General features: G+C 62.2%; 19 protein-coding genes. 8 read left to right on the forward strand and 11 right to left on the reverse strand.

Going from position 1 to position 18,797, the window contains the following annotated elements; genetic code table 11:
- Nucleotide 1 precedes the first annotated feature (1 nt).
- Together GR197_RS22625 and GR197_RS22630 are read left to right on the forward strand one after the other, a co-directional pair.
- On the forward strand, nucleotides 2–2,071 hold the full coding sequence (locus tag GR197_RS22625; RefSeq protein ID WP_164013615.1) for a hypothetical protein: 2,070 nt from the start codon (nucleotides 2–4) through the stop codon (nucleotides 2,069–2,071).
- A gap of 4 nt (nucleotides 2,072–2,075) precedes the next feature.
- Entirely contained in the window at nucleotides 2,076–2,492 is a 417-nt protein-coding gene (locus tag GR197_RS22630; RefSeq protein WP_164013617.1) for a GNAT family N-acetyltransferase, read from the forward strand.
- Here GR197_RS22630 and GR197_RS22635 read toward each other — a convergent pair whose 3' ends face one another.
- On the reverse strand, nucleotides 2,493–2,993 hold the full coding sequence (locus GR197_RS22635) for a GNAT family N-acetyltransferase (RefSeq protein ID WP_246724657.1): 501 nt from the start codon (nucleotides 2,991–2,993) through the stop codon (nucleotides 2,493–2,495).
- Between the two features lie 290 nt (nucleotides 2,994–3,283).
- Between GR197_RS22635 and GR197_RS22640 the strand changes: the two genes are divergently transcribed.
- Complete coding sequence (locus GR197_RS22640; protein ID WP_164013619.1) at nucleotides 3,284–4,282, forward strand: glutathione S-transferase family protein; 999 nt, start codon at nucleotides 3,284–3,286, stop codon at nucleotides 4,280–4,282.
- Nucleotides 4,283–4,434: 152 nt separating this feature from the next.
- Here the strand turns inward: GR197_RS22640 and GR197_RS22645 are convergent, their stop codons facing one another.
- Nucleotides 4,435–4,914, reverse strand: coding sequence for an NUDIX domain-containing protein (locus GR197_RS22645; protein WP_164013621.1), 480 nt, complete (start codon nucleotides 4,912–4,914; stop codon nucleotides 4,435–4,437).
- A 70-nt stretch (nucleotides 4,915–4,984) separates the two neighbouring features.
- On the opposite strand from GR197_RS22645, the gene GR197_RS22650 reads away from it, so the two are divergent.
- The 4 genes from GR197_RS22650 to GR197_RS22665 all read left to right on the forward strand — a co-directional run bounded on the left by GR197_RS22650 (nucleotide 4,985) and on the right by GR197_RS22665 (nucleotide 8,155).
- Entirely contained in the window at nucleotides 4,985–5,893 is a 909-nt protein-coding gene (locus GR197_RS22650; protein WP_164013623.1) for a metallophosphoesterase family protein, read from the forward strand.
- Between the two features lie 159 nt (nucleotides 5,894–6,052).
- Nucleotides 6,053–6,613 (forward strand): tetratricopeptide repeat protein, encoded by a 561-nt coding sequence (locus GR197_RS22655; protein ID WP_164013625.1) that lies wholly within the window; start codon nucleotides 6,053–6,055, stop codon nucleotides 6,611–6,613.
- A 187-nt stretch (nucleotides 6,614–6,800) separates the two neighbouring features.
- On the forward strand, nucleotides 6,801–7,310 hold the full coding sequence (locus tag GR197_RS22660; RefSeq protein WP_164013627.1) for an RNA polymerase sigma factor: 510 nt from the start codon (nucleotides 6,801–6,803) through the stop codon (nucleotides 7,308–7,310).
- A 2-nt stretch (nucleotides 7,311–7,312) separates the two neighbouring features.
- The gene (locus GR197_RS22665) at nucleotides 7,313–8,155 is read left to right on the forward strand and encodes an anti-sigma factor family protein (protein ID WP_164013629.1); all 843 of its coding nucleotides are present in this window, start codon (nucleotides 7,313–7,315) and stop codon (nucleotides 8,153–8,155) included.
- 336 nt (nucleotides 8,156–8,491) lie between these two features.
- On the opposite strand, the gene leuA is transcribed toward GR197_RS22665, so the two are convergent.
- The 4 genes from leuA to GR197_RS22680 all read right to left on the reverse strand — a co-directional run bounded on the left by leuA (nucleotide 8,492) and on the right by GR197_RS22680 (nucleotide 12,562).
- The gene (gene leuA, locus GR197_RS22670) at nucleotides 8,492–10,222 is read right to left on the reverse strand and encodes a 2-isopropylmalate synthase (protein WP_164013631.1); all 1,731 of its coding nucleotides are present in this window, start codon (nucleotides 10,220–10,222) and stop codon (nucleotides 8,492–8,494) included.
- A 155-nt stretch (nucleotides 10,223–10,377) separates the two neighbouring features.
- Nucleotides 10,378–10,503, reverse strand: coding sequence for a hypothetical protein (locus GR197_RS32675; RefSeq protein ID WP_281409533.1), 126 nt, complete (start codon nucleotides 10,501–10,503; stop codon nucleotides 10,378–10,380).
- 80 nt (nucleotides 10,504–10,583) lie between these two features.
- Complete coding sequence (locus tag GR197_RS22675) at nucleotides 10,584–11,783, reverse strand: benzoate/H(+) symporter BenE family transporter (protein ID WP_164013633.1); 1,200 nt, start codon at nucleotides 11,781–11,783, stop codon at nucleotides 10,584–10,586.
- 194 nt (nucleotides 11,784–11,977) lie between these two features.
- Nucleotides 11,978–12,562 (reverse strand): ATP-dependent Clp protease proteolytic subunit, encoded by a 585-nt coding sequence (locus tag GR197_RS22680; RefSeq protein ID WP_164013635.1) that lies wholly within the window; start codon nucleotides 12,560–12,562, stop codon nucleotides 11,978–11,980.
- Between the two features lie 278 nt (nucleotides 12,563–12,840).
- Here GR197_RS22680 and GR197_RS22685 point away from each other — a divergent pair, with 278 nt between their 5' ends.
- Entirely contained in the window at nucleotides 12,841–13,623 is a 783-nt protein-coding gene (locus GR197_RS22685; protein WP_164013637.1) for a DUF2076 domain-containing protein, read from the forward strand.
- A 135-nt stretch (nucleotides 13,624–13,758) separates the two neighbouring features.
- Here the strand turns inward: GR197_RS22685 and queF are convergent, their stop codons facing one another.
- The 5 genes from queF to GR197_RS22710 all read right to left on the reverse strand — a co-directional run bounded on the left by queF (nucleotide 13,759) and on the right by GR197_RS22710 (nucleotide 18,573).
- Nucleotides 13,759–14,223, reverse strand: coding sequence for a preQ(1) synthase (gene queF, locus GR197_RS22690; protein WP_164013639.1), 465 nt, complete (start codon nucleotides 14,221–14,223; stop codon nucleotides 13,759–13,761).
- On the reverse strand, nucleotides 14,223–15,137 hold the full coding sequence (emfA, locus tag GR197_RS22695) for a CDF family cation efflux transporter EmfA (RefSeq protein ID WP_164013641.1): 915 nt from the start codon (nucleotides 15,135–15,137) through the stop codon (nucleotides 14,223–14,225). The genes queF and emfA overlap by 1 nt, the downstream gene beginning before the upstream one ends.
- A 205-nt stretch (nucleotides 15,138–15,342) precedes the next feature.
- Nucleotides 15,343–16,014, reverse strand: coding sequence for a DUF2161 domain-containing phosphodiesterase (locus tag GR197_RS22700; RefSeq protein ID WP_164013643.1), 672 nt, complete (start codon nucleotides 16,012–16,014; stop codon nucleotides 15,343–15,345).
- Between the two features lie 14 nt (nucleotides 16,015–16,028).
- The gene (locus GR197_RS22705; protein WP_037078786.1) at nucleotides 16,029–16,265 is read right to left on the reverse strand and encodes a hypothetical protein; all 237 of its coding nucleotides are present in this window, start codon (nucleotides 16,263–16,265) and stop codon (nucleotides 16,029–16,031) included.
- 118 nt (nucleotides 16,266–16,383) lie between these two features.
- Nucleotides 16,384–18,573: an anthranilate synthase gene (locus GR197_RS22710; protein WP_164013645.1), complete on the reverse strand. Its 2,190-nt coding sequence runs from the start codon at nucleotides 18,571–18,573 to the stop codon at nucleotides 16,384–16,386.
- Between the last annotated feature and the right edge of the window lie 224 nt (nucleotides 18,574–18,797).

Raw genomic sequence — 18,797 nt, forward strand, 5'->3', positions numbered from 1 at the left:
GATGACCTTCGACTTTTCGCCCTTCTTGCCCTGGCCGGTTCTGGCCGCGCTGGCCGCCGTCAGCGCCATTATCGCCGCCTTCGCGATCTGGCGCGGCATTCGCGGCGCCTGGATCAGAACGCTGGCAGCCCTCGCCATGCTGGCAGCCCTTGCCAATCCTGTGCTGCTGCAGGAGGACAGGGATCAGTTGTCGACGATCGTCCCGGTTCTCATTGATCGAAGCCAGAGCCAGCAGACACCCGATCGCGTCAAGATGACCGACGATGCGCTTGCGGCCTTGAAGGGGCAGCTCGCCCGCTTTCCCCAGATAGAGCCGCGCTTCGTCGACGTCGAAGGCGACCCTAATTCCGACGTGCCGTCGACGCGCTTGTTCGACGCGCTGTCGGCCAACATTGCCGATGTCCCGCCTGCCCGCATTGGCGGCGCCATCATGCTGAGCGACGGTGAAGTCCACGACGTTCCGGCCGCCAATCAGGCGCTCGGTTTCGATGCACCGATCCATGGTCTCGTGACTGGCAAGGCCAACGAATTCGATCGCCGTATCGAAGTCATCAAGGGGCCGCGCTTCGGCATCGTCAACGAGGAGCAGCAGGTCGTTCTGCGCGTCTTCGACGACGGCCCGAGCCCCGGTGGCACGGCCAATGTCACGGTGAAGCTGAATGGTGACGAGATCGCCAACCTGCAGGCGACGCCCGGCCAGGATACGCCGTTCTCCTTCAAGGTGCCGGCCGGCGGCAGCAACGTGCTTGAATTCGCCGTTGCAGCGCTCCCCGGCGAGGTCACCATCGCCAACAACCGCGCCGTTCATGTAATCGACGGTATCCGCCAGAATCTCCGCGTCCTTCTCGTTTCCGGCGAGCCGCATGCCGGCGAGCGCGCCTGGCGCAACCTGCTGAAATCCGATGCCTCCGTCGACCTCGTCCATTTCACCATTCTGCGCCCGCCGGAAAAGCAGGACGGCACGCCGATCAACGAGCTGTCGCTGATCGCCTTCCCGACGCGCGAGCTCTTCGTCGACAAGATCAAGGATTTCGACCTGATCATCTTCGATCGCTACCAGCACCGTGGCGTGCTGCCGCTGCTCTACTACGATTACATCGCGCAATATGTCGAAAACGGCGGCGCGCTGCTGATCGCGGCCGGTCCCGAGCATGCCGGCCCGGATTCCATCGCCCTGACGCCCCTTTCCTCGGTCCTGCCGGCAACGCCCACCGGAGAGATGATCGAGAAGGCCTTCTATCCCCGCCTCTCCGAGGAAGGTCGCAAACATCCAGTCACCCGCGGCCTGGACGGCTCGGGCGAGGAACCGCCGCATTGGGGCCGCTGGTTCCGTAGCGTCGATGTCGACCGGCCGCAGGGCGAGACGATCATGCTCGGTGCCGACAACCACCCGCTGCTGGTGCTGAACCGCGCCGGCCAGGGTCGCGTCGCCATGCTGCTTTCCGATCAGGGCTGGCTCTGGGCGCGTGGCTTCGAAGGCGGCGGTCCGAACGTTTCGCTCTATCGCCGGATTGCCCATTGGCTGATGAAGGAGCCGGCGCTCGAGGAAGAAGCGCTGACGGCGCGCGCCTCCGGCCGGACACTGGAAGTCACCCGCCAGACGATCGGCGACAATCCGGGCAACGCCACCGTACGTTACCCCTCAGGCAAGACTGAAACCCTGCCGCTCACCCAGTCCGAACCGGGGCTCTACAAGGCCGAAAAGAGGATGGACGAAATCGGCCTCTTCGAAATCCGCAACGGCAAGCTGTCGACGCTCGTCCATATCGGCGCCGTCGACGCGCCTGAATTCAAGGCGATGATCTCGACGACCGATGTGCTGAAGCCGGTCGCCGACAGAAGCAAGGGTCTCGTCACCCGCGTCTCCAACGAAAATGGCAGAATCACTATCCCGCCGATCCTGCCGGTGCGCGGCCAGGTTCGCGTCGCCGACAACGATCGCATGATGATCCGCATGACCAGCGAAACAGTCTTGAAGGGCATCAACACGCTGCCGCTCTTTGCCGGTTTTGCCGGCGTCGGCATTCTGCTGCTCGCCTTCGGAACCATGTGGTGGCGTGAAGGGCGATGATCGCATGCCGGAATTCGAGCTGACCGCTTCACCCTCGCCGGAGGAACTGGCTGCGATCACCGATGCGCTCTTAGCCTTCAACGCCAGCGATGTCGGCCCCTCCGATCGTCGGCCGCTCACCGTTCTCATCCGCGACACCGACGGCAAGGTGACCGGTGGCCTGTCTGGCTTCACCGCTTGGGGCTGGCTCTTCACCCAGATGCTCTATATTCCGGATACGCTGCGCGGCACCAGTCTCGCCGGCAAAATCCTCGCAAAGGCGGAAGAAGAGGCCAAGGCGCGCGGCTGCCGCGGTGCCTGGATCGACACCTTCAGCCCGCAGGCTTTGCGCGCCTATCTGCGTCAGGGTTATGAAGTCTTCGGCGAGCTTGAGGATTTCCCGCAAGGTCGCACACGCAGCTTTCTCCGCAAAAGCCTCTAATCAACCGTGCCAGGCGATGATGCCCTTCAGCCGTTCGTGCACGCCCTCGGCGATCGGAACGACGAGTACGCGGCCGGGATCAACAGGTCCCGGGAAGGAAAGCGCGTTGTAGGCGACCTTCTCGAAGCCGAGCGGGCCGTAATAGGGCGGATCGCCGACGAGGATCACGGCTTCCGAGCCCTTGCGTCTTGCCGCCTCCACCGCGATCCGCACCAGTTCCCGGCCGATGCCCTGGTTCTTATGGGAGGGCCGGACGGCGAGCGGGCCGAGAAGATGGCCCTTCACCGTGCCGGCCAGCACCGGCGTCATGCGCACCGAGGCGATCGTCTCGCCGTTGTCGGTGCAGATGAAGGAGAGCGACAGATCATGCGGCCCCTGCTCGCGAATGCGCGCGGCAGCACGCGTGAAGCGGCCCGGACCGAAAGCTTCTTCGTTGATGTGTTCGATGGCGGCGTCATGGGACGCGTCTTCGGTGAGGTAGACGAGATCGTGCTTGTACATGATGACAGAAACCGGATTGACAGATTAATGGGTCTCGAACACGCCTTGGGCGTTCGGGAGCATCAGCGTCGTCGCGGGTTTCTGGAAATGAACATCAGGCAGAGATCCCAAAATCGTGACGTGGCCGATAGCAGGAAAAATTTCCGCCGTCCAACGCAAAATGCAGGCTACAACGCTCGGAACGATGCAGTGCCAAACCGCGTGACACACTGTTCAACCTTTACCGCCTGCAAAGCCCCGCTATCTCAGCTAACTTCGGCCCCGACACGCAACCAAAGGAAATGAAGATCATGGGAATGCTGGTGGACGGCGTCTGGCATGACGTTTGGTACGACACCAAGGAAAGCAAGGGCCAATTCAAGCGGCAGCCCTCGCAGTTCCGCAACTGGGTGACATCGGACGGTGAGGCCGGCCCTTCCGGCAGCGGCGGCTTCAAAGCCGAAGCCGGGCGTTACCATCTTTATGTCTCGCTTGCCTGTCCCTGGGCGCACCGCACGCTGATCTTCCGCAAGCTGAAGAAGCTGGAGGAGCTGATTTCGGTCTCCGTCGTCGATCCGCTGATGGTCGAGAACGGCTGGGAATTCAAGGTCGGCGACGGCGCCACCGGCGACCAGCTCTTCGGCGCCGACACCCTCTGGCAGATCTACCGCAAGGCCGATCCCCACTATTCCGGCCGCGTCACCGTTCCCGTGCTCTGGGACAAGACCACCGCCACGATCGTCAACAACGAATCGGCCGAGATCATCCGCATGTTCAACAGTGCCTTCGACGGACTGACTGGCTCGAAGGCCGATTTCTATCCGGACGACCTTCGCGCCGAAATCGATGCGCTGAACGCCACCGTCTACGACGCGGTCAACAATGGCGTCTACAAGGCGGGCTTTGCCACCACCCAGGAAGCCTATGAGGAAAATGTCGGCAAGTTGTTCGAGACGCTCGACATGCTCGACGAGCGCCTGGGCAGGAGCCGTTACCTCTTCGGCGACAGGCTGACCGAGGCAGACTGGCGCCTCTTCACCACGCTGGTGCGCTTCGATCCCGTCTATGTCGGCCATTTCAAGTGCAACATCCGCCGCATCGCCGATTACCGCAACCTGTCCGGCTACCTCAGTGATCTCTACCAGACGACCGGCATTGCCGAAACGGTGAACCTGAAGCACATCAAAGAACACTATTACCGCAGCCACAAGACGATCAACCCGACCGGCATCGTTCCCGTCGGCCCCGCGCTTGATCTCGACAGCCCGCGTGGCCGCGCGACTGCGCCCCGCGTCTTTTCAGACGCGTAAAGGACGCTCTAAAGCATGTCGCGCAAAAGTGTGCAGCGGTTTTGCGTCAACGACATGCGCAAAAACAAAGAGCTAAAGCGCGAGGAGCGAATCTGAAAGATCGCGACGCGCCTTAGCACTTCGAATTGCTACGTACCGCCACCTGAACACTCTCACCAGCGGTGGTCGTGCTCCTGCTCGCCGCGAAGCTCGGCGAGGCGGCGATGCGTCGCCTCGGTCGTGCCCTCGGGCAGACTGTCGAGCGGAAAGAAGCCGCTATCGGAGATCTCCCAGTCCGGTGGGCGCGGCGCCGTCTGCTCGACGCTCGCCCGGTAGAACACGACATGATCCCGGCGGGTGTTCGTGGTGTTGAAATAGACCTGCACCAGCTGCGGCTTGCCGATAATCCTCAGGTTGCCCTCCTCGCGCAACTCTTTCGCCAGCGCTTCTTCGACCGTCTCATTGCGCTCCAGTCCGCCGCCCGGCATATGCCAACCGCCGATATAGCTGTGGCGCACCAGGAAAATCCGACCGCCCGAATCGAAGCACGCGGCCCTGACACCCATCGTCATGCCCCGGGCGAAGGAGAAATAGACATGCAGCAGGCGCAAGGCCAGCCTGATGTGAGGGGGCCGCTTCTCTTTATCCACCATCGCTCCGTTTCAGCTCTTCATCGCGCCGGATGTGTTTGATTTGTCAATAAGCTGGTCTATGTCTCGTAGCATGTTTAAGCTCGCGCATATTTCCGACGTCCACCTTGGGCCGTTGCCCCGTCTTTCCATTCAAGAGCTGTTTTCAAAACGCATAACCGGCTTTGTGAACTGGCATCGAAACCGACGCAAGCACCTTTTCGGCAGCACGCTGGATCTGCTGCTCGACGACATCCGTGCCCATCAGGCCGATCACCTGGCCGTCACCGGCGATCTCGTCAATCTGGCGAGCGGCATCGAGATCCGCGCTGCCGCAGCCTGGCTGCGCGAACTCGGCGATCCCGCCGCCACATCGGTCGTCCCCGGCAATCACGACGCCTATGTTCCCGGCGCCTACGAAAAGTCGATGCGCGCCTGGTACGATTATGTCCGCGGCGATCTCTCTCCGCCGCAATGGCAGGAGGATCGCCATATTTTCCCTTATCTGCGCATCCGCGACAAGGTTGCGATCGTCGGCTGCTCAACGGCGGTCGCCACCCCTCCCTTTGCCGCCTCCGGCTTTTTCGGCGCGCGCCAGGCGCGCGACACCGTCAACATGCTGCGAGCGGCCGGGGAAGCCGGTCTCTTTCGCGTTGTCATGATCCATCATCCGCCGATCCGCGGCGCCACCGCCTTCCACAAGCGCATGATCGGCATCCGCCGCTTCGCCGCAGTGATTTCGACCGGTGGTGCCGAACTCGTGCTGCACGGGCATACGCACCTGAACACGCTGCACTGGCTGCGCGGCCAGGTGCAGCCGGTGCCGGTGGTCGGCATTGCGTCGGCCTCGCAGGGACCGGGCAGCATCAAGCCGCCCGCCGCCTATAATCTCTTCTCCATCGACGGTTCTCCGGGCGCCTGGGAGCTCAGCGGCGAGCGCTTCAGCGTCAACAGGTCCGGCGACGCAGTGACGCCGGAAAGCACCGATATTTTCGCGCGTTAGCGCCGGTTCCGGACTCCTTTTATCCAGCACTTGAACCGATCTGAGAGGACGTCTGGCCATCGTCGCAACAATCACCATGGCGGCCGCTTATCCTCTTGGTATTTTGAACGGTAGGCGTACAATCCAGGCGATTGCATCGCCCAAGAACGGAGCCCGCCAATGACGTCTTCTTTCCGTCACCTGTCTAGAATTTCGCTCGCCGCCGGCTTTGCCTTCGGCATCGCCACGGCTGCTTTCGCGGTCGGCGACAATAACGATGACACCAACCCGCCGCCGAAGACCCAGACGACCAAGACCTGCACCGGCGGCAAGGTCTGGGACAAGACCAAGAAGGAATGCGTCAATCCGAAGAAGAGCAGCTTCAACGACGACGATCTCTATAAGTTCGCCCGCGAGTTTGCCTACGCCGATCAGTATGACAATGCCATCACCGTGCTCAATCTCGCCCGCAATCAGAACGACCCGCGCATCCTGAACTATCTCGGCTACGCCAACCGCAAGGCCGGTCGCATGGAGCTCGGCATGTCCTACTATCGTAAGGCGCTGCAGGCGGATGAGAACTACATCCTAGCCCGCTCTTACATGGGCATGGCGCTGGTGGAACAGGGAGACATCCAGGGAGCCCGCGTCCAGCTTGTCGAAATCCGCGATCGCGGCGGCGAAGGCACATGGGCCTATCGGGCTCTGCTGCAAAGCTTGAACGGCTACAAGACATATTGACGCAAGGTTTGCGGGCAACAATACGAAAATCCCTTGAGAAAAGGGGATGAAGACGACCGGATGCTTGCGAAGTGCAGCAGACTTGTTTCATAAAGCACAGGCATCGTCGGCGTCGATAAGGCCGGCTTCGCGTTCGACGGCGAACCCTTCGTCCGCGAAACCATTGTGAATGCTTCTTGGATAGACAATGCGTCAACCCGCAACGACCATCGATCTCCGGCGTGATCTCGTCGGCCTTCTGCCCCGCCTTCGCCGCTTCGCGATCACGCTCGCGGGTGAGGCTGCCGTGGCCGACGAACTCGTTCAGGCCGTCTGTCAGCGCGCCATCGCCAAGGGTCATCAATGGAGCGGTGAAGGCCGGCTGGAAAGCTGGATCTACACGCTTGCCCGCCAGCAATGGACCGACGACAGCCGCAAGCGAAAGCCGAAGGCGTCCGTCCGCGGCAACGTTACCGATATACGCGAGGCCGCGCGCGAACGCTCGGCTGCAGCCGATCCCGACGGCATCCATCACATGATCGCCGATATGCCGGACGGACTTTCCAGCATGTTCCTGCTCGTCGATGTCGAAGGCCACAGCTACCAGCAGGCGGCCGACATCATGGGCACGCCGGTGGCAAATGTCGTCTCCCAGCTTGCGACCGCAAGGCTGCATTTTGCCCGGCTTGCCGGCACCCACCCGATCCACAGGTACTGAATTTGCTCGATCTCAGGAAATTGCCGCTCGAAGCCCAGCTCACCGCCCTTCTCGATGGCGAGGTCTCGCCCGAACAGCGCCACGAACTGGAGCAGCGCCTGGCAACCGACGAGAGCACGCGCCGGCTGCACGAGAAGCTGCGCCACGGCGCCGATTTCGGCCGCCACCGCTTCGACGATATCCTGAAGGAGCCCGTGCCGCTCGCCCTCGTCCGCGCGATCAAAAGCACGCAGCCGCCGAAAACGCCGATCGCCCAGCGCGCGACGCGCCCGCATGTGAAACTGGCGCCGAGCGGCCCGCAAGCGCTGGCCGCCGCTCTCATCCTCTTCGCCGTCGGTTGCGGTATCGGCTATTTCGTCGGCACCGCCCCGGATGCCGACGAAATAGCCACCACGACCTCCGCCACCGCACCGGCCAATACCAGCGACTGGCTGGGCGACGTCACAGCCTATCAGCGGCTGCTGATCCGCCAGCCTCGTCATCTCGTCGAAGTACCCGCCTCGCAGGCCGAGGAAATCTCCAGCTGGCTGACGACCGCGATCGGCGTGCCCTTCCGCGTGCCTGATCTCAGCGCCGAAACTTGGACCTTCCAGGGCGCGCGCGTCATCCTCGGCGACAATCGCCCTGTCGGCCAGCTCGTCTATTCCAACGCCGATGGCGACGTAATCTCCATCTGCTTCCGCAAGGACGCGCAGCCGCCGGAGACCGACGACTTCAAGGAAACGATCAAGGACGAGATCGGCCTCGTGACCTGGCACAATGCCGGCACCTCCTATGTGCTTGCCGGCCCCTCCGCCGAAGCGACGCTCGGCCAGCTCGCCATGAAGATCGCCACCGCGATTTGATGACCGCCAGCGGAGCTGAGGCGGCACCACGGCAAAATCGACTATCAGCGCCAGCCGCCCCCTCATCCGACCCTGTGGGCCACCTTCTCCCCGCTGGGGAGAAGAGGGAGCGAGTGGTGGCCTACCGTCCTTCGGCGCCCTCTTGCGGATAAGAGGAAGCGAGACGTTGCGGCATATCTCTTCTCCCCAGCGGGGAGAAGGTGCCGGCAGGCGGATGAGGGGGCCGCACGGCACGCCTTTCATTGCTTTCGCGTGCGCTCAACGCAGACGCAACGAAGTCAATCTAATTGCCAGGCCGCGCCGTATCGAGACGATCGCGGCTCTGACCCTATTCGATCAGGCCTTGCCGGCCTTCACCTCGAGCACGCGGTTGGCCGCCGAGACGATCGCTTCCAGCGATGCCGCGACGATGTTGGTATTGACGCCGGCGCCGAACAGCTTGCCGCTGGGATAGGAAGTTTCGACATAGGAGATCGCCGCCGCATTCGAGCCGTGTTGCAGCGAATGTTCGGAATAATCCTCGACCGACATTTCGATACCGAGATAATGCGACAATGCATTGATGAAGCCGTCGATCGGGCCGTTGCCGCGTCCTTCGATGCGCTTGATCTCGCCATTGTCGGTGATCTCAGCCGCCACGATCCGCTGGCCCTTGTGCTCGGTGTCCGGATAGGTGTGATGGTCAACGAATTTGAGGCGCGCGCTCGGCTGCGTCACGTAGCGCTCGATGAAACGGTCGTAGATCCGCTTTGAAGGAAGCTCCTTGCCCTCTACGTCGGTAATGCGCTGGATATCCTCGCGGAACTCCACCTGCAGGTTGCGCGGCAGGTTGAGCCCGTAATCCTGCTGCAGGATATAGGCGATGCCGCCCTTGCCGGACTGCGAGTTGATGCGGATGATCGCCTCGTAGGAACGGCCGACATCACGCGGATCGATCGGCAGGTAGGGCACTTCCCAGACGGGATGGTTGGCAACCTGCGCCGCCTTCATGCCCTTGTTGATCGCATCCTGATGCGAGCCTGAGAAGGCCGTGTAGACCAGCTCGCCGACGTAAGGATGACGCTCTGAAATCGCCATCTGGTTCGAGTATTCGAACACTTCCTTGATGCGCTCGATATTCGAGCAGTCGATCTCGGGATCGACGCCTTGCGTGAACATGTTCAGCGCCATCGTCACCATATCGACATTGCCGGTACGCTCGCCATTGCCGAAGAGCGTGCCTTCGACGCGGTCGGCGCCTGCCAGCAAGGCCAATTCGGCAGCGGCGATCCCTGTGCCGCGGTCGTTATGCGGATGCAGCGAAACGATCAGGTTGTCGCGATTATCGAGATTGCGGCACATCCATTCGATCTGGTCGGCATAGACGTTCGGCGTTGCCATCTCGACGGTGGACGGCAGGTTGATGATCAGCTTGTTATCAGGCGTCGGCTTGACGACCTCTATGACGGCATTGCAGATTTCCAAAGCCACCTCGAGCTCGGTGCCGGTGAAGCTCTCGGGCGAATATTCGAAACGATAGCCGCCGCCTGCCTTGGCGGCCATGTCGGTGATCATCTTGGCGGCATCGACGGCGATCTGCTTGATCCCCTGCACATCCTTGGCGAAGACGACGCGGCGCTGCAGCTCGCTGGTCGAGTTATAGAAATGCACGATCGGCCGGTTTGCGCCTTCCAGCGCCTCGAAGGTGCGGGTGATGAGTTCCGGGCGGCACTGCACCAACACCTGCAGGGAGACGTCGGCGGGCACGTTGCTCTCTTCGACGCACCAGCGGGCGAAATCGAAATCGGTCTGCGAGGCCGAAGGGAAACCGATCTCGATTTCCTTGAAGCCCATCTCCAGCAGCAGCTGGAACATGCGCGCCTTGCGATCGTGACCCATCGGGTCGACCAGCGCCTGGTTGCCGTCGCGCAGGTCGACCGAGCACCAGACCGGCGCCTTGGTGATGGTCTTCGTCGGCCAGGTGCGGTCGGGAATGTTCACCTGCGGATACGCCCGGTATTTCACCGCAGCGTCGGGCATGCCTTTTGTCGGGGCAGTCTTCCGTGAGGATTGCGTCTTCGCGTCCATCGTATCGTCTCCTCGTCCCGGCATTTGCCCGCTCTTAGCCGATCGTATCGGGCTTGGCGATAAACAAATGCGGACCTTTGTCGGTCAATAGGTCAATTTTGAAAGTGAGTCGCGAGGAGCGATGGCCGGGCGGGCTTTCGGCCGCCGGGCGCTCCTCAAAGGACCCGGCAACCGCGCGTAAGGCCGAGGAGAAGAAGCGAGGTCAGGGCGCGCGTATTGTCACGCAGGGCGATGCGGCCGCGTGCAATCGTGTCGGAAATTCTGGCGCCAGTGGTCTTCATGGCCGCGCTTATAACCTCGGGCGGTGGAACTGGCAAGCCCTTGCCAGGCTTTTGGCGGCCGATGGCGCAACGACATTCCGCTATCGCGGCTGGCTTCGATCTTTCCAAACACTCACCAGCTTCGCCAGCGCCAGCATCAACCCGCCCGCGATCAAGCCCCAGAAAGCGCCGGAAATGCCGCCGAAGGAAACGCCTGAGGCGGTGACGAGAAAGGTGATCGCCGCCGCCTCGCGCGACTCGGGGGCCTGAAACGCCGACATTGCCGAGGAGGAGAAGGCGCCGACCAGCGCCAATCCCGCCACCGCCTGGATCAGGACGGGGGGTGCGAGCGCCACGAAGGCCGTCACCGCCCCGGCGAGCAGCCCGAGGATGATATAACCAACGCCGGCGATCAGCGCTGCCCAATAGCGCCTCTTCGGATCGGCATGGGCATCCTGTCCAGCACACATCGCCGCGGTGATTGCGGCCAGATTGACGGCGTGGCCGCCGAACGGCGCCGACAGCAGCGAGAAGAAACCGGTAACGGCAAAGAGCGGGCCGGGTTTCGGATCGTAGTGATTGACCTTCAGCACCGCGATACCTGGAATATTCTGCGAGGCCATGGTGACGATGAACAGCGGCAGCGCGATCGAGACAAGGCCGGCAAGATTGAACACCGGCCAGACGATCTCCGCCGTCGGCACCAGCGACCGTTCGAGCGAACTCAGTGCACCGTCGGGAATATCGACGCCAAAGACCAGCACCAGCACGAAGGCTGCGAGCGCTGCCGGTACCGCCCAGAGCCGCTTGAAGGCGCCGACGACGATCCAGGCGATGACGATCGGCAGGCCGAGAAGCGGGTTGAAGCCGATCGCCTTCACCGGCGCGAAGCAGAGGCCGATCAGCACGCCTGATAGCATCGCATTGGCGAGCGGCGCGGGAATGGCGGCAACCGCCCGGCCGAGCGGCTTGAAAAGTCCGGCGACGACAATCAACGCAGCACAGATCAGAAATGCGCCGACCGCCGCATTGAAGCCGCCCTCGATCGCCCCGGTGCTTGCCAGCAGCGCCGCGCCCGGCGTCGACCAGGCAATACTGATCGGCAATCGCGTCACGGCACAGAGCACGATTGCGCAGACACCCATGGAGATCGACAATGCCATCAGCCCCGAAGCCGCTTGCGCATCCGTCGCACCGACCGCTTCGAGCCCGTGCAGCACGACGGCAAACGAGCTGGCCGAACCGACGAAGGCGGTCAGCAGCCCCATGAACAGGGCCTGGACGGAAAAATCTTTGAGCATGGCGGAACTCTTGGACTGTGAGAACGGCGCATGGAGCATGATGGTTGTCGCAGGCGCAAGTCCTGATTCAAGCCTTTCCGTTCAGTCCTCGCCGGCAGGAGCGCTATACAAGCTCAAGCACTTCTGAAAGCAAACCGCCCTTACCTGCGATCTGCAGGCAAGGGCGGGTTCTTAGCAGCTTTGAATTAGAGAACTCAGATATCTGCCTGCGACGTCACGATCCGCGAGACGAGGCCATAGTCCTTCGCTTCTTCGGCCGAAAGCCAGTAGTCGCGATCGGTATCCCTGGCGATCTTGTCGAGCGGCTGACCGGTGGCCTCAGCCATGATCTTGTTCAGGCGGTCGTTCATCTTGATGATCTCGCGCGCCTGGATCTCGATATCGGATGCCATGCCGCGCGTGCCGCCAGAGGGCTGATGCAGCAGGAAGCGGGTATTCGGCAGGCACAGGCGCCGCTCCTTAGGAGTGGCGACATAGATTAGCGCGCCGGCGGAGGCGACCCAGCCGGTGCCGATCATCCAGACCTTCGGCTTGATGAACTTGATCATGTCATGAATGGAATCGCCGGATTCGACGTGGCCGCCGGGCGAGTTGACATAGATGCGGATGTCCTCGTCACTGGCTGCGGCAAGCGCCACGAGCTGCGAGCAGACCTTCTGCGCCAATTCCTGATTGATCGGTCCGTAGATGAAGATCGAACGCGACTTGAAAAGATTCGCCTCCGTTTCCTTGCCGAGCGGCAGTTCCTTCGTCTTGTCGTCCTGGTCTTCGTCGTTCATTCGAACCTCTTGGAGATGAATTCGGCTTCCCCGCACATAGTGCGACTCAATGCCTAAAACAATGTGGGAAAAACACAAGGCACCGAAGCGATGGAGATATCCTTAAGAAGCCGCGCGCTGTTCTGCAAGCCTTACCGAATTGTAACGGGCAAAGGCTTTGAAAAGCCTAAATCGGTTCCTACCTCAACCTCACGCAGCGAAAGCTGCACCGAAACATCGAGCATTCTTAACGCGTCCGGTCGGACACGGGAGCGCTCTGGAGCAACAGGAGACAGGACATGTCACCCGAAGAACGCCAACTGCTGACTGCCCTCTTCGATCGTGTACGCACCGCAGCCGCACAGCCGCGCGACCGCGACGCCGAAGCCCTGATCGACCAGGCGACGCGCGAGCAGCCCTCGGCCACCTATTATCTCGCTCAGGCCGTCATCGTTCAGGAAAAGGGACTGGAGGCGGCGGCCAACCATATCAAGGAGCTCGAGGAGCATGTCCGCCAGCTGGAAGCCGGCGCGAACGATCACCGCCAGGCCGAACAGGGCGGCGGCTTCCTGAGCTCGATCTTCGGCAACACCCAGACGCAGCAGCCGGCACCCATCCCGTCCAGCCCCGGCGCTTCCGGTCCCTGGGGCCAGCAATCCCGCGCCTATGACGAACCCCGCGGCTACGACCGCGATGCCCGCCAGCCGCAGCAGCAGCCGACCGGCCCCTGGACCCAGCAAGCCTCTGCGCCTTCGGCCGGCGGCGGCTTCCTGCGCGGCGCGCTCGGCACGGCAGCGGGCGTTGCCGGCGGCATGCTGCTTGCCAATTCACTGAGCGGCATCTTCGGCAATCACATGTCCTCGCTCGGCTGGGGCTCGCCCTTCGGCGCAAACCCCTTCGGCAATGCCAGCGCGCCCACCGAGGAAACCGTCATCAACAACTATTATGGCAATGACGACAAAAGCCAGGCCTCCGACAACGCTGTCGATGACAACGACAATGCCAATGTGCAGCAGGCCGATTACGACGACGGCGATGATTACACCGACGACTCATCCGGTGGCGACGTTACGGATGTTTGAGGTTTAACGAGCAGAAATGGGCGGCAGTTGGTTTTAGATTGCCGCACCGTATACCGGCCCTTCGTTTAAACTCAGGGCGTTCGCCGCTGCAATCGATTCACTGGATCGATTGCTCGGGCTGCGCCCGACCGCGGCTCACCCACGCCCGCGATAGGCGGCGACGCCCTGCTCCGGCAGCCACACGCCTTCCGGTGGCGTGCCCGTCTGCCAGAACACGTCGATCGGAATGCCGCCGCGCGGATACCAGTAGGCGCCGATCCTCAACCACCTGGGATCGAGCAGCTCGACGATGCGCTTGGCAATGTAGATCGAGCAATCCTCATGAAAAGCGCCGTGATTGCGGAAGGAATGCAGGAAGAGCTTCAGCGACTTCGATTCCACCAGCCATTCGCCGGGAATGTAGTCGATGACGATATGGGCGAAATCCGGCTGGCCGGTCATCGGGCAGAGCGAGGTGAATTCTGGCGCGGTGAAGCGCACCACGTAATCGGTGCCGGCATGGTTGGACGGCACTTTTTCAAGTACCGCCGCCTCCGGCGACTGCGCGGTTTCGGTTTGCTGGCCCAGCATCGACAGGCTGGAGGTATCGGTATTCGGCATCATGCCTCCTTGACGACTTTGACGCGGATGCCATGGGCCTTTTCGCCCTCCGGCTCCACGTGAATGGCAATTTTGGCGCCCTCGTGCACCGCACTGATGGCATCCTCAAGGCGGTCGCATATATCATGCGCCTGGCGCACCGACATAGTGCCGGGCACCACCATGTGAAAATCGATGAAGGTGACGGCGCCGGCCCGCCTGGTCTTCAGGTCGTGCACGCCGATCGAGCCTGCCGCATGAGTGGCGATCGCCTGCTTGATCGCTTCCTCCTCGCGCGGTTCGACGGCTTGGTCCATCAGCCCGCCGATCGATTGCGAGATCACCTTCCAGCCCTGATAGATGATGTTGACGGCAACGAGGATGGCAAGCACCGGATCGAAGATCGCATAGCCGGTCGCCAGCGCCAGCAGCAGGCCGGCGAGCACGCCGATGGAGGTCACCACATCCGACATGATATGCTGCCCGTCTGCGGCAAGCGCCGCCGAGCGATACTTGCGCCCGGTCCTGATCAACAGCCGCGCCCAGACCGCATTGATGACACCGGCCGCGAAATTGATCGCAAGGCCAAGCACAGGTGCGTCGAGCATGCGCGGCGCGGCGAGGTAACCAACCGCCTCGTTGACGATCAGAAGCGCGGCGACGACAATCAGCACGCCCTCGGTCACCGCCGACAGATACTCAGCCTTGTGATGGCCGAAGGGATGGTCGTGATCGGCCGGCTTCTGCGCATAGCGAATGACGAAAAAGGCGATGAAGGCGGCAACGACGTTGACCGTCGATTCGAGGCCGTCCGACAGCAGCGCCACCGACCCGGTGACCCACCAGGCCACCATCTTCAGGCCCATGACGCCAAGCGACAGCGGAATCCCCCACATCGCCAGCGTCCGAACCGTAAGGTCGCCGTTGTCACTCATATCGTCCCCCTGCGGTTGCGAATGAATTGCAGCTCTTAAGCCGTTGAAACGCAAAACCGCCCACGCGACGATCGCGAAGGCGGTTCAGATTGAGGGGTGATATGGGCGATGAAGGAGGATTTGTCAAAGGGAATGAAACGGCGTTCACAGGCGGGGCCTCCCCCATTGAGGGCTGCGTAACCTCCGATGGCGGGTGCCGGGCGGTTCAAGGGGCCGCGTCGGAAAGGACAGGTTGCGGCCAGCGCAAGAGCGCGGCCTGCCCTGCGGGCGTCAGGGCGTAGATACCCTTCTCTATACGCTCGAACCATCCGTAGACGTTGTCGCGCAGAATCGGCCCGGCATTCGCCGCAAGCGCCTTCATCTCCCGCGGTCGTACCAGACCTCGTTCGAGTGCCGAGGCGCAGAGCAGTGCCTGCTGGCGATAAGCGGTCATGATCGGTGCTCGCGAACCGCCGCCGACGGCAGGATCGCCACGGCGGCGCTGGTGCTCGCTGACGAGGCGCGAGCGCCGCTTTGGGTTGGTCCGCGGCATCGGTGAAATGGAACTGACGATAATGCTGACCTCGCCGCCATCGGAGACGCCGAGCATGCCGATACCGAGCCGCCGGCAGAGGTCGCGGTAACGCCTGTCGGCCTCCCGCCCGCGGCCCTTGGCGGAAACACGCGCCGCGATCCAGACTTCATCGCTCATCGCCGCGCGGTCGACCGCCTGCAGAAGCAGTTCGAGGTTGAAGGAGAGTTTCAGTTCGCAGACCACCACGACCGGCGGCTCGCCATCACTCAAGCCAACGAGATCGCACTTTCCGACCTCGCCCTTCACGACATAACCAGCCGCCTCCAGGAAAGCTTTGACGGGCAGGTAAAGCGACGTCTCCATGGCAGAACGATGCTTCAGGCGGCGTTGAGATCGGCAATCTCGCCATATCGCGCGAGCAGCCGCGGCGAGGACATGTCGCCGGTTTCCTCGTCGACAATTACGGCATAGGCCGCCACGCCGACGAAACGCTCCGCCATCGCCGAAGCGATCTTTTCCGCGCTGACGGAGTTCGATGCCTGGCGCATTTCGCCGGGTACGAGGTTGCCGCGGTTCTTGCGGTAAGGGAGAACGATGAATTTTTCACTGGCCACGGCAACGGGTTCCGGTTGATCGTTCCTGAAATGTTCTGATTTGCGTGAGAAAGTCAACCGAACTCTTCGGTGGAAGCTCGCCCTTCCCGCAAATACAGGAAGGGCGAGGGAATTAGGCTCAGGCGGCCTTCGTCTTCACCTTGCGCGCCAGATGCGCCACGACGTTTTCGATCATCCGCATCCCGGCGTCGCCGCCGAGCGTCATGATCGATTCCGGATGGAACTGCACTGCGGCGATCGGCTCCTTGGCGTGTTCGATGCCCATGATCGTGCCGTCCTCGCTTTCCGCCGTGATGATGAACTCGCGCGGCAGCGTCGAGGGATCGGCAAAGATCGAGTGGTAGCGGCCGACCGTCACTTCCTTGGAAAGGCCGGAGAAAACGATGCCCGGCTCGAGCACGCGGATGCGCGAGGGCTTGCCGTGCATCGGCAGCGCCAGATGGCGCAGTTCCCCGCCATAGGCTTCAGCGAGCGCCTGCAGCCCGAGGCAGACGCCGAAGATCGGCAGGTTGCGCGCCCGCGCCTTCTTGATCGTCGCCTTGCAGTCGAAATCCTTGGGCGTTCCGGGGCCCGGCGACAGCACGACGAGGTCCGGGTTCAGCCGGTCGAATATTTCCTCCGGCACCGGCGTGCGCACCGTCGAAACGGTCGCCCCCGTCTGGCGGAAATAATTGGCAAGCGTATGGACGAAGCTGTCCTCATGGTCGACGAGCAGGATGCTGACGCCCTTGCCGACGCTTGCGACGTCGCGCTGGGTCTTGCCGGAATTGCCGGTCTTGGCGTCGCGGATGGCGGAAAGCATGGCAGAGGCCTTCAATTCTGTTTCGGCTTCTTCTTCCTCAGGAATGGAATCGTTGAGCAGCGTCGCACCGGCGCGCACCTCGGCGATACCGTCCTTGATGCGCACGGTGCGCAGCGTCAGGCCGGTGTTCATGTCGCCGTTGAAGCCGACCATGCCGATCGCCCCACCATACCATGCGCGCGGGCTCTTTTCACGGCTCTCGATGAAGCGCATCGCCCAGAGCTTCGGGGCGCCGGTGACGGTGACAGCCCAGGCGTGGCTGAGAAAACCGTCGAAGGCGTCCATGTCGTCGCGCAGCCGTCCCTCGATATGATCGACCGTGTGGATGAGGCGCGAATACATCTCGATCTGCCGGCGGCCGATCACCTTGACCGAGCCGGGCTCGCACACGCGGCTCTTGTCGTTGCGGTCGACGTCGGAGCACATGGTCAGCTCGGATTCGTCCTTCTTCGAATTCAGAAGCTTCAGGATCTGCTCGCTGTCGGCGATCGGGTCGTCACCGCGCTTGATCGTGCCCGAGATCGGGCAGGTCTCGATCCGGCGGCCGGAAACGCGCACGAACATCTCAGGTGAGGCGCCGACCAGATATTCCTGATGGCCGAGATTGATGAAGAAGGAATAGGGCGACGGATTGATCGCCTTCAGCCGCTTGGAAATGTCGGAAGGCTTGCTTTCGCAACGCTCCATGAATTTCTGTCCGGGAACGACTTCGAAGAGGTCGCCCTTGCGGAAACTCTCCTTCGCCTTGGTGACGAGCTCGGCATATTCACCCGGCCGATGATCGCTCTTCGGCGGGATGGAATCCGTGTGCTGGAAGGGTTCGGGCGCGATATCGCCGGCCTTACCCTCGGTCGACACGCCGCCTTTCTCGAAATCGTAACGGTCGATCCAGGCTTTGGCGGCGTAATTGTCGACAACGAGGATCTCGTCGGGCAGGTAGAGCACCATGTCGCGCTGGTCGGAGGGCCGCGTCAGCTTCAGATCGACCGCGTCGAACTGGAAGGCGATGTCGTAGCCGAAGGCGCCGTAGAGCCCGAGGCTCGCATCCGCCTGCGAATAGAACAGATCGGTCACAGCGCGCAGCACAGTGAAGACCGTCGGCATCTTCGAGCGCTCTTCCTCGGTGAATACCCGGTCCGGCGTCTTGACCGAGAGGTCGAGACGCCGGGCGGAGGAAGCGCCGAGCACGAGGTCGGACACAGTCTTCAGCCGCTCGGTCACGAAGCCGAGAAGCACTTCGCCGCGTTCGTTGTAGGCTTCGATCCAGACCTCCCGCCCGAAGGAAGAGATGCCGAGCGGCGGATCGACGACGGCAGTATCCCAGCGCGTATAACGTCCCGGATATTCGTAGTTCGACGAGAACACCGCGCCGCGGCGCTCGTCGAGCTTGTCGATATAGGAAGAGACCGCATCGCCGTAGGGGATTGCCCGCCGCTGTCGCGTGACCGATATGCCGCCCTTGGTCTCGTAGATTTCCGCACCATCATCCCGCAGGATCGTTACCATTGTTCCACTCCGTTATCGGGGCCCGGACGACAGGCGGCGATAAATAAAAAAGCCGCCTCGAAGTTTCGGGCGGCTCACTCGTCGTCGTCTTTGGACACGATTGGTCGAGGCCGCCTCAGCGAGCCCACCACCAAACAGCAATGTTCAAGGACTTGATCATGGGAAAATTGTTAGCCTGAGATCGGCCGCCACGCAAGAGGCGATTGCGTAATGAAAAAGGGCGG

This window comes from Rhizobium phaseoli (assembly GCF_010668805.1).
In the GTDB taxonomy this organism is placed as follows: Bacteria; Pseudomonadota; Alphaproteobacteria; order Rhizobiales; family Rhizobiaceae; genus Rhizobium; species Rhizobium phaseoli_A.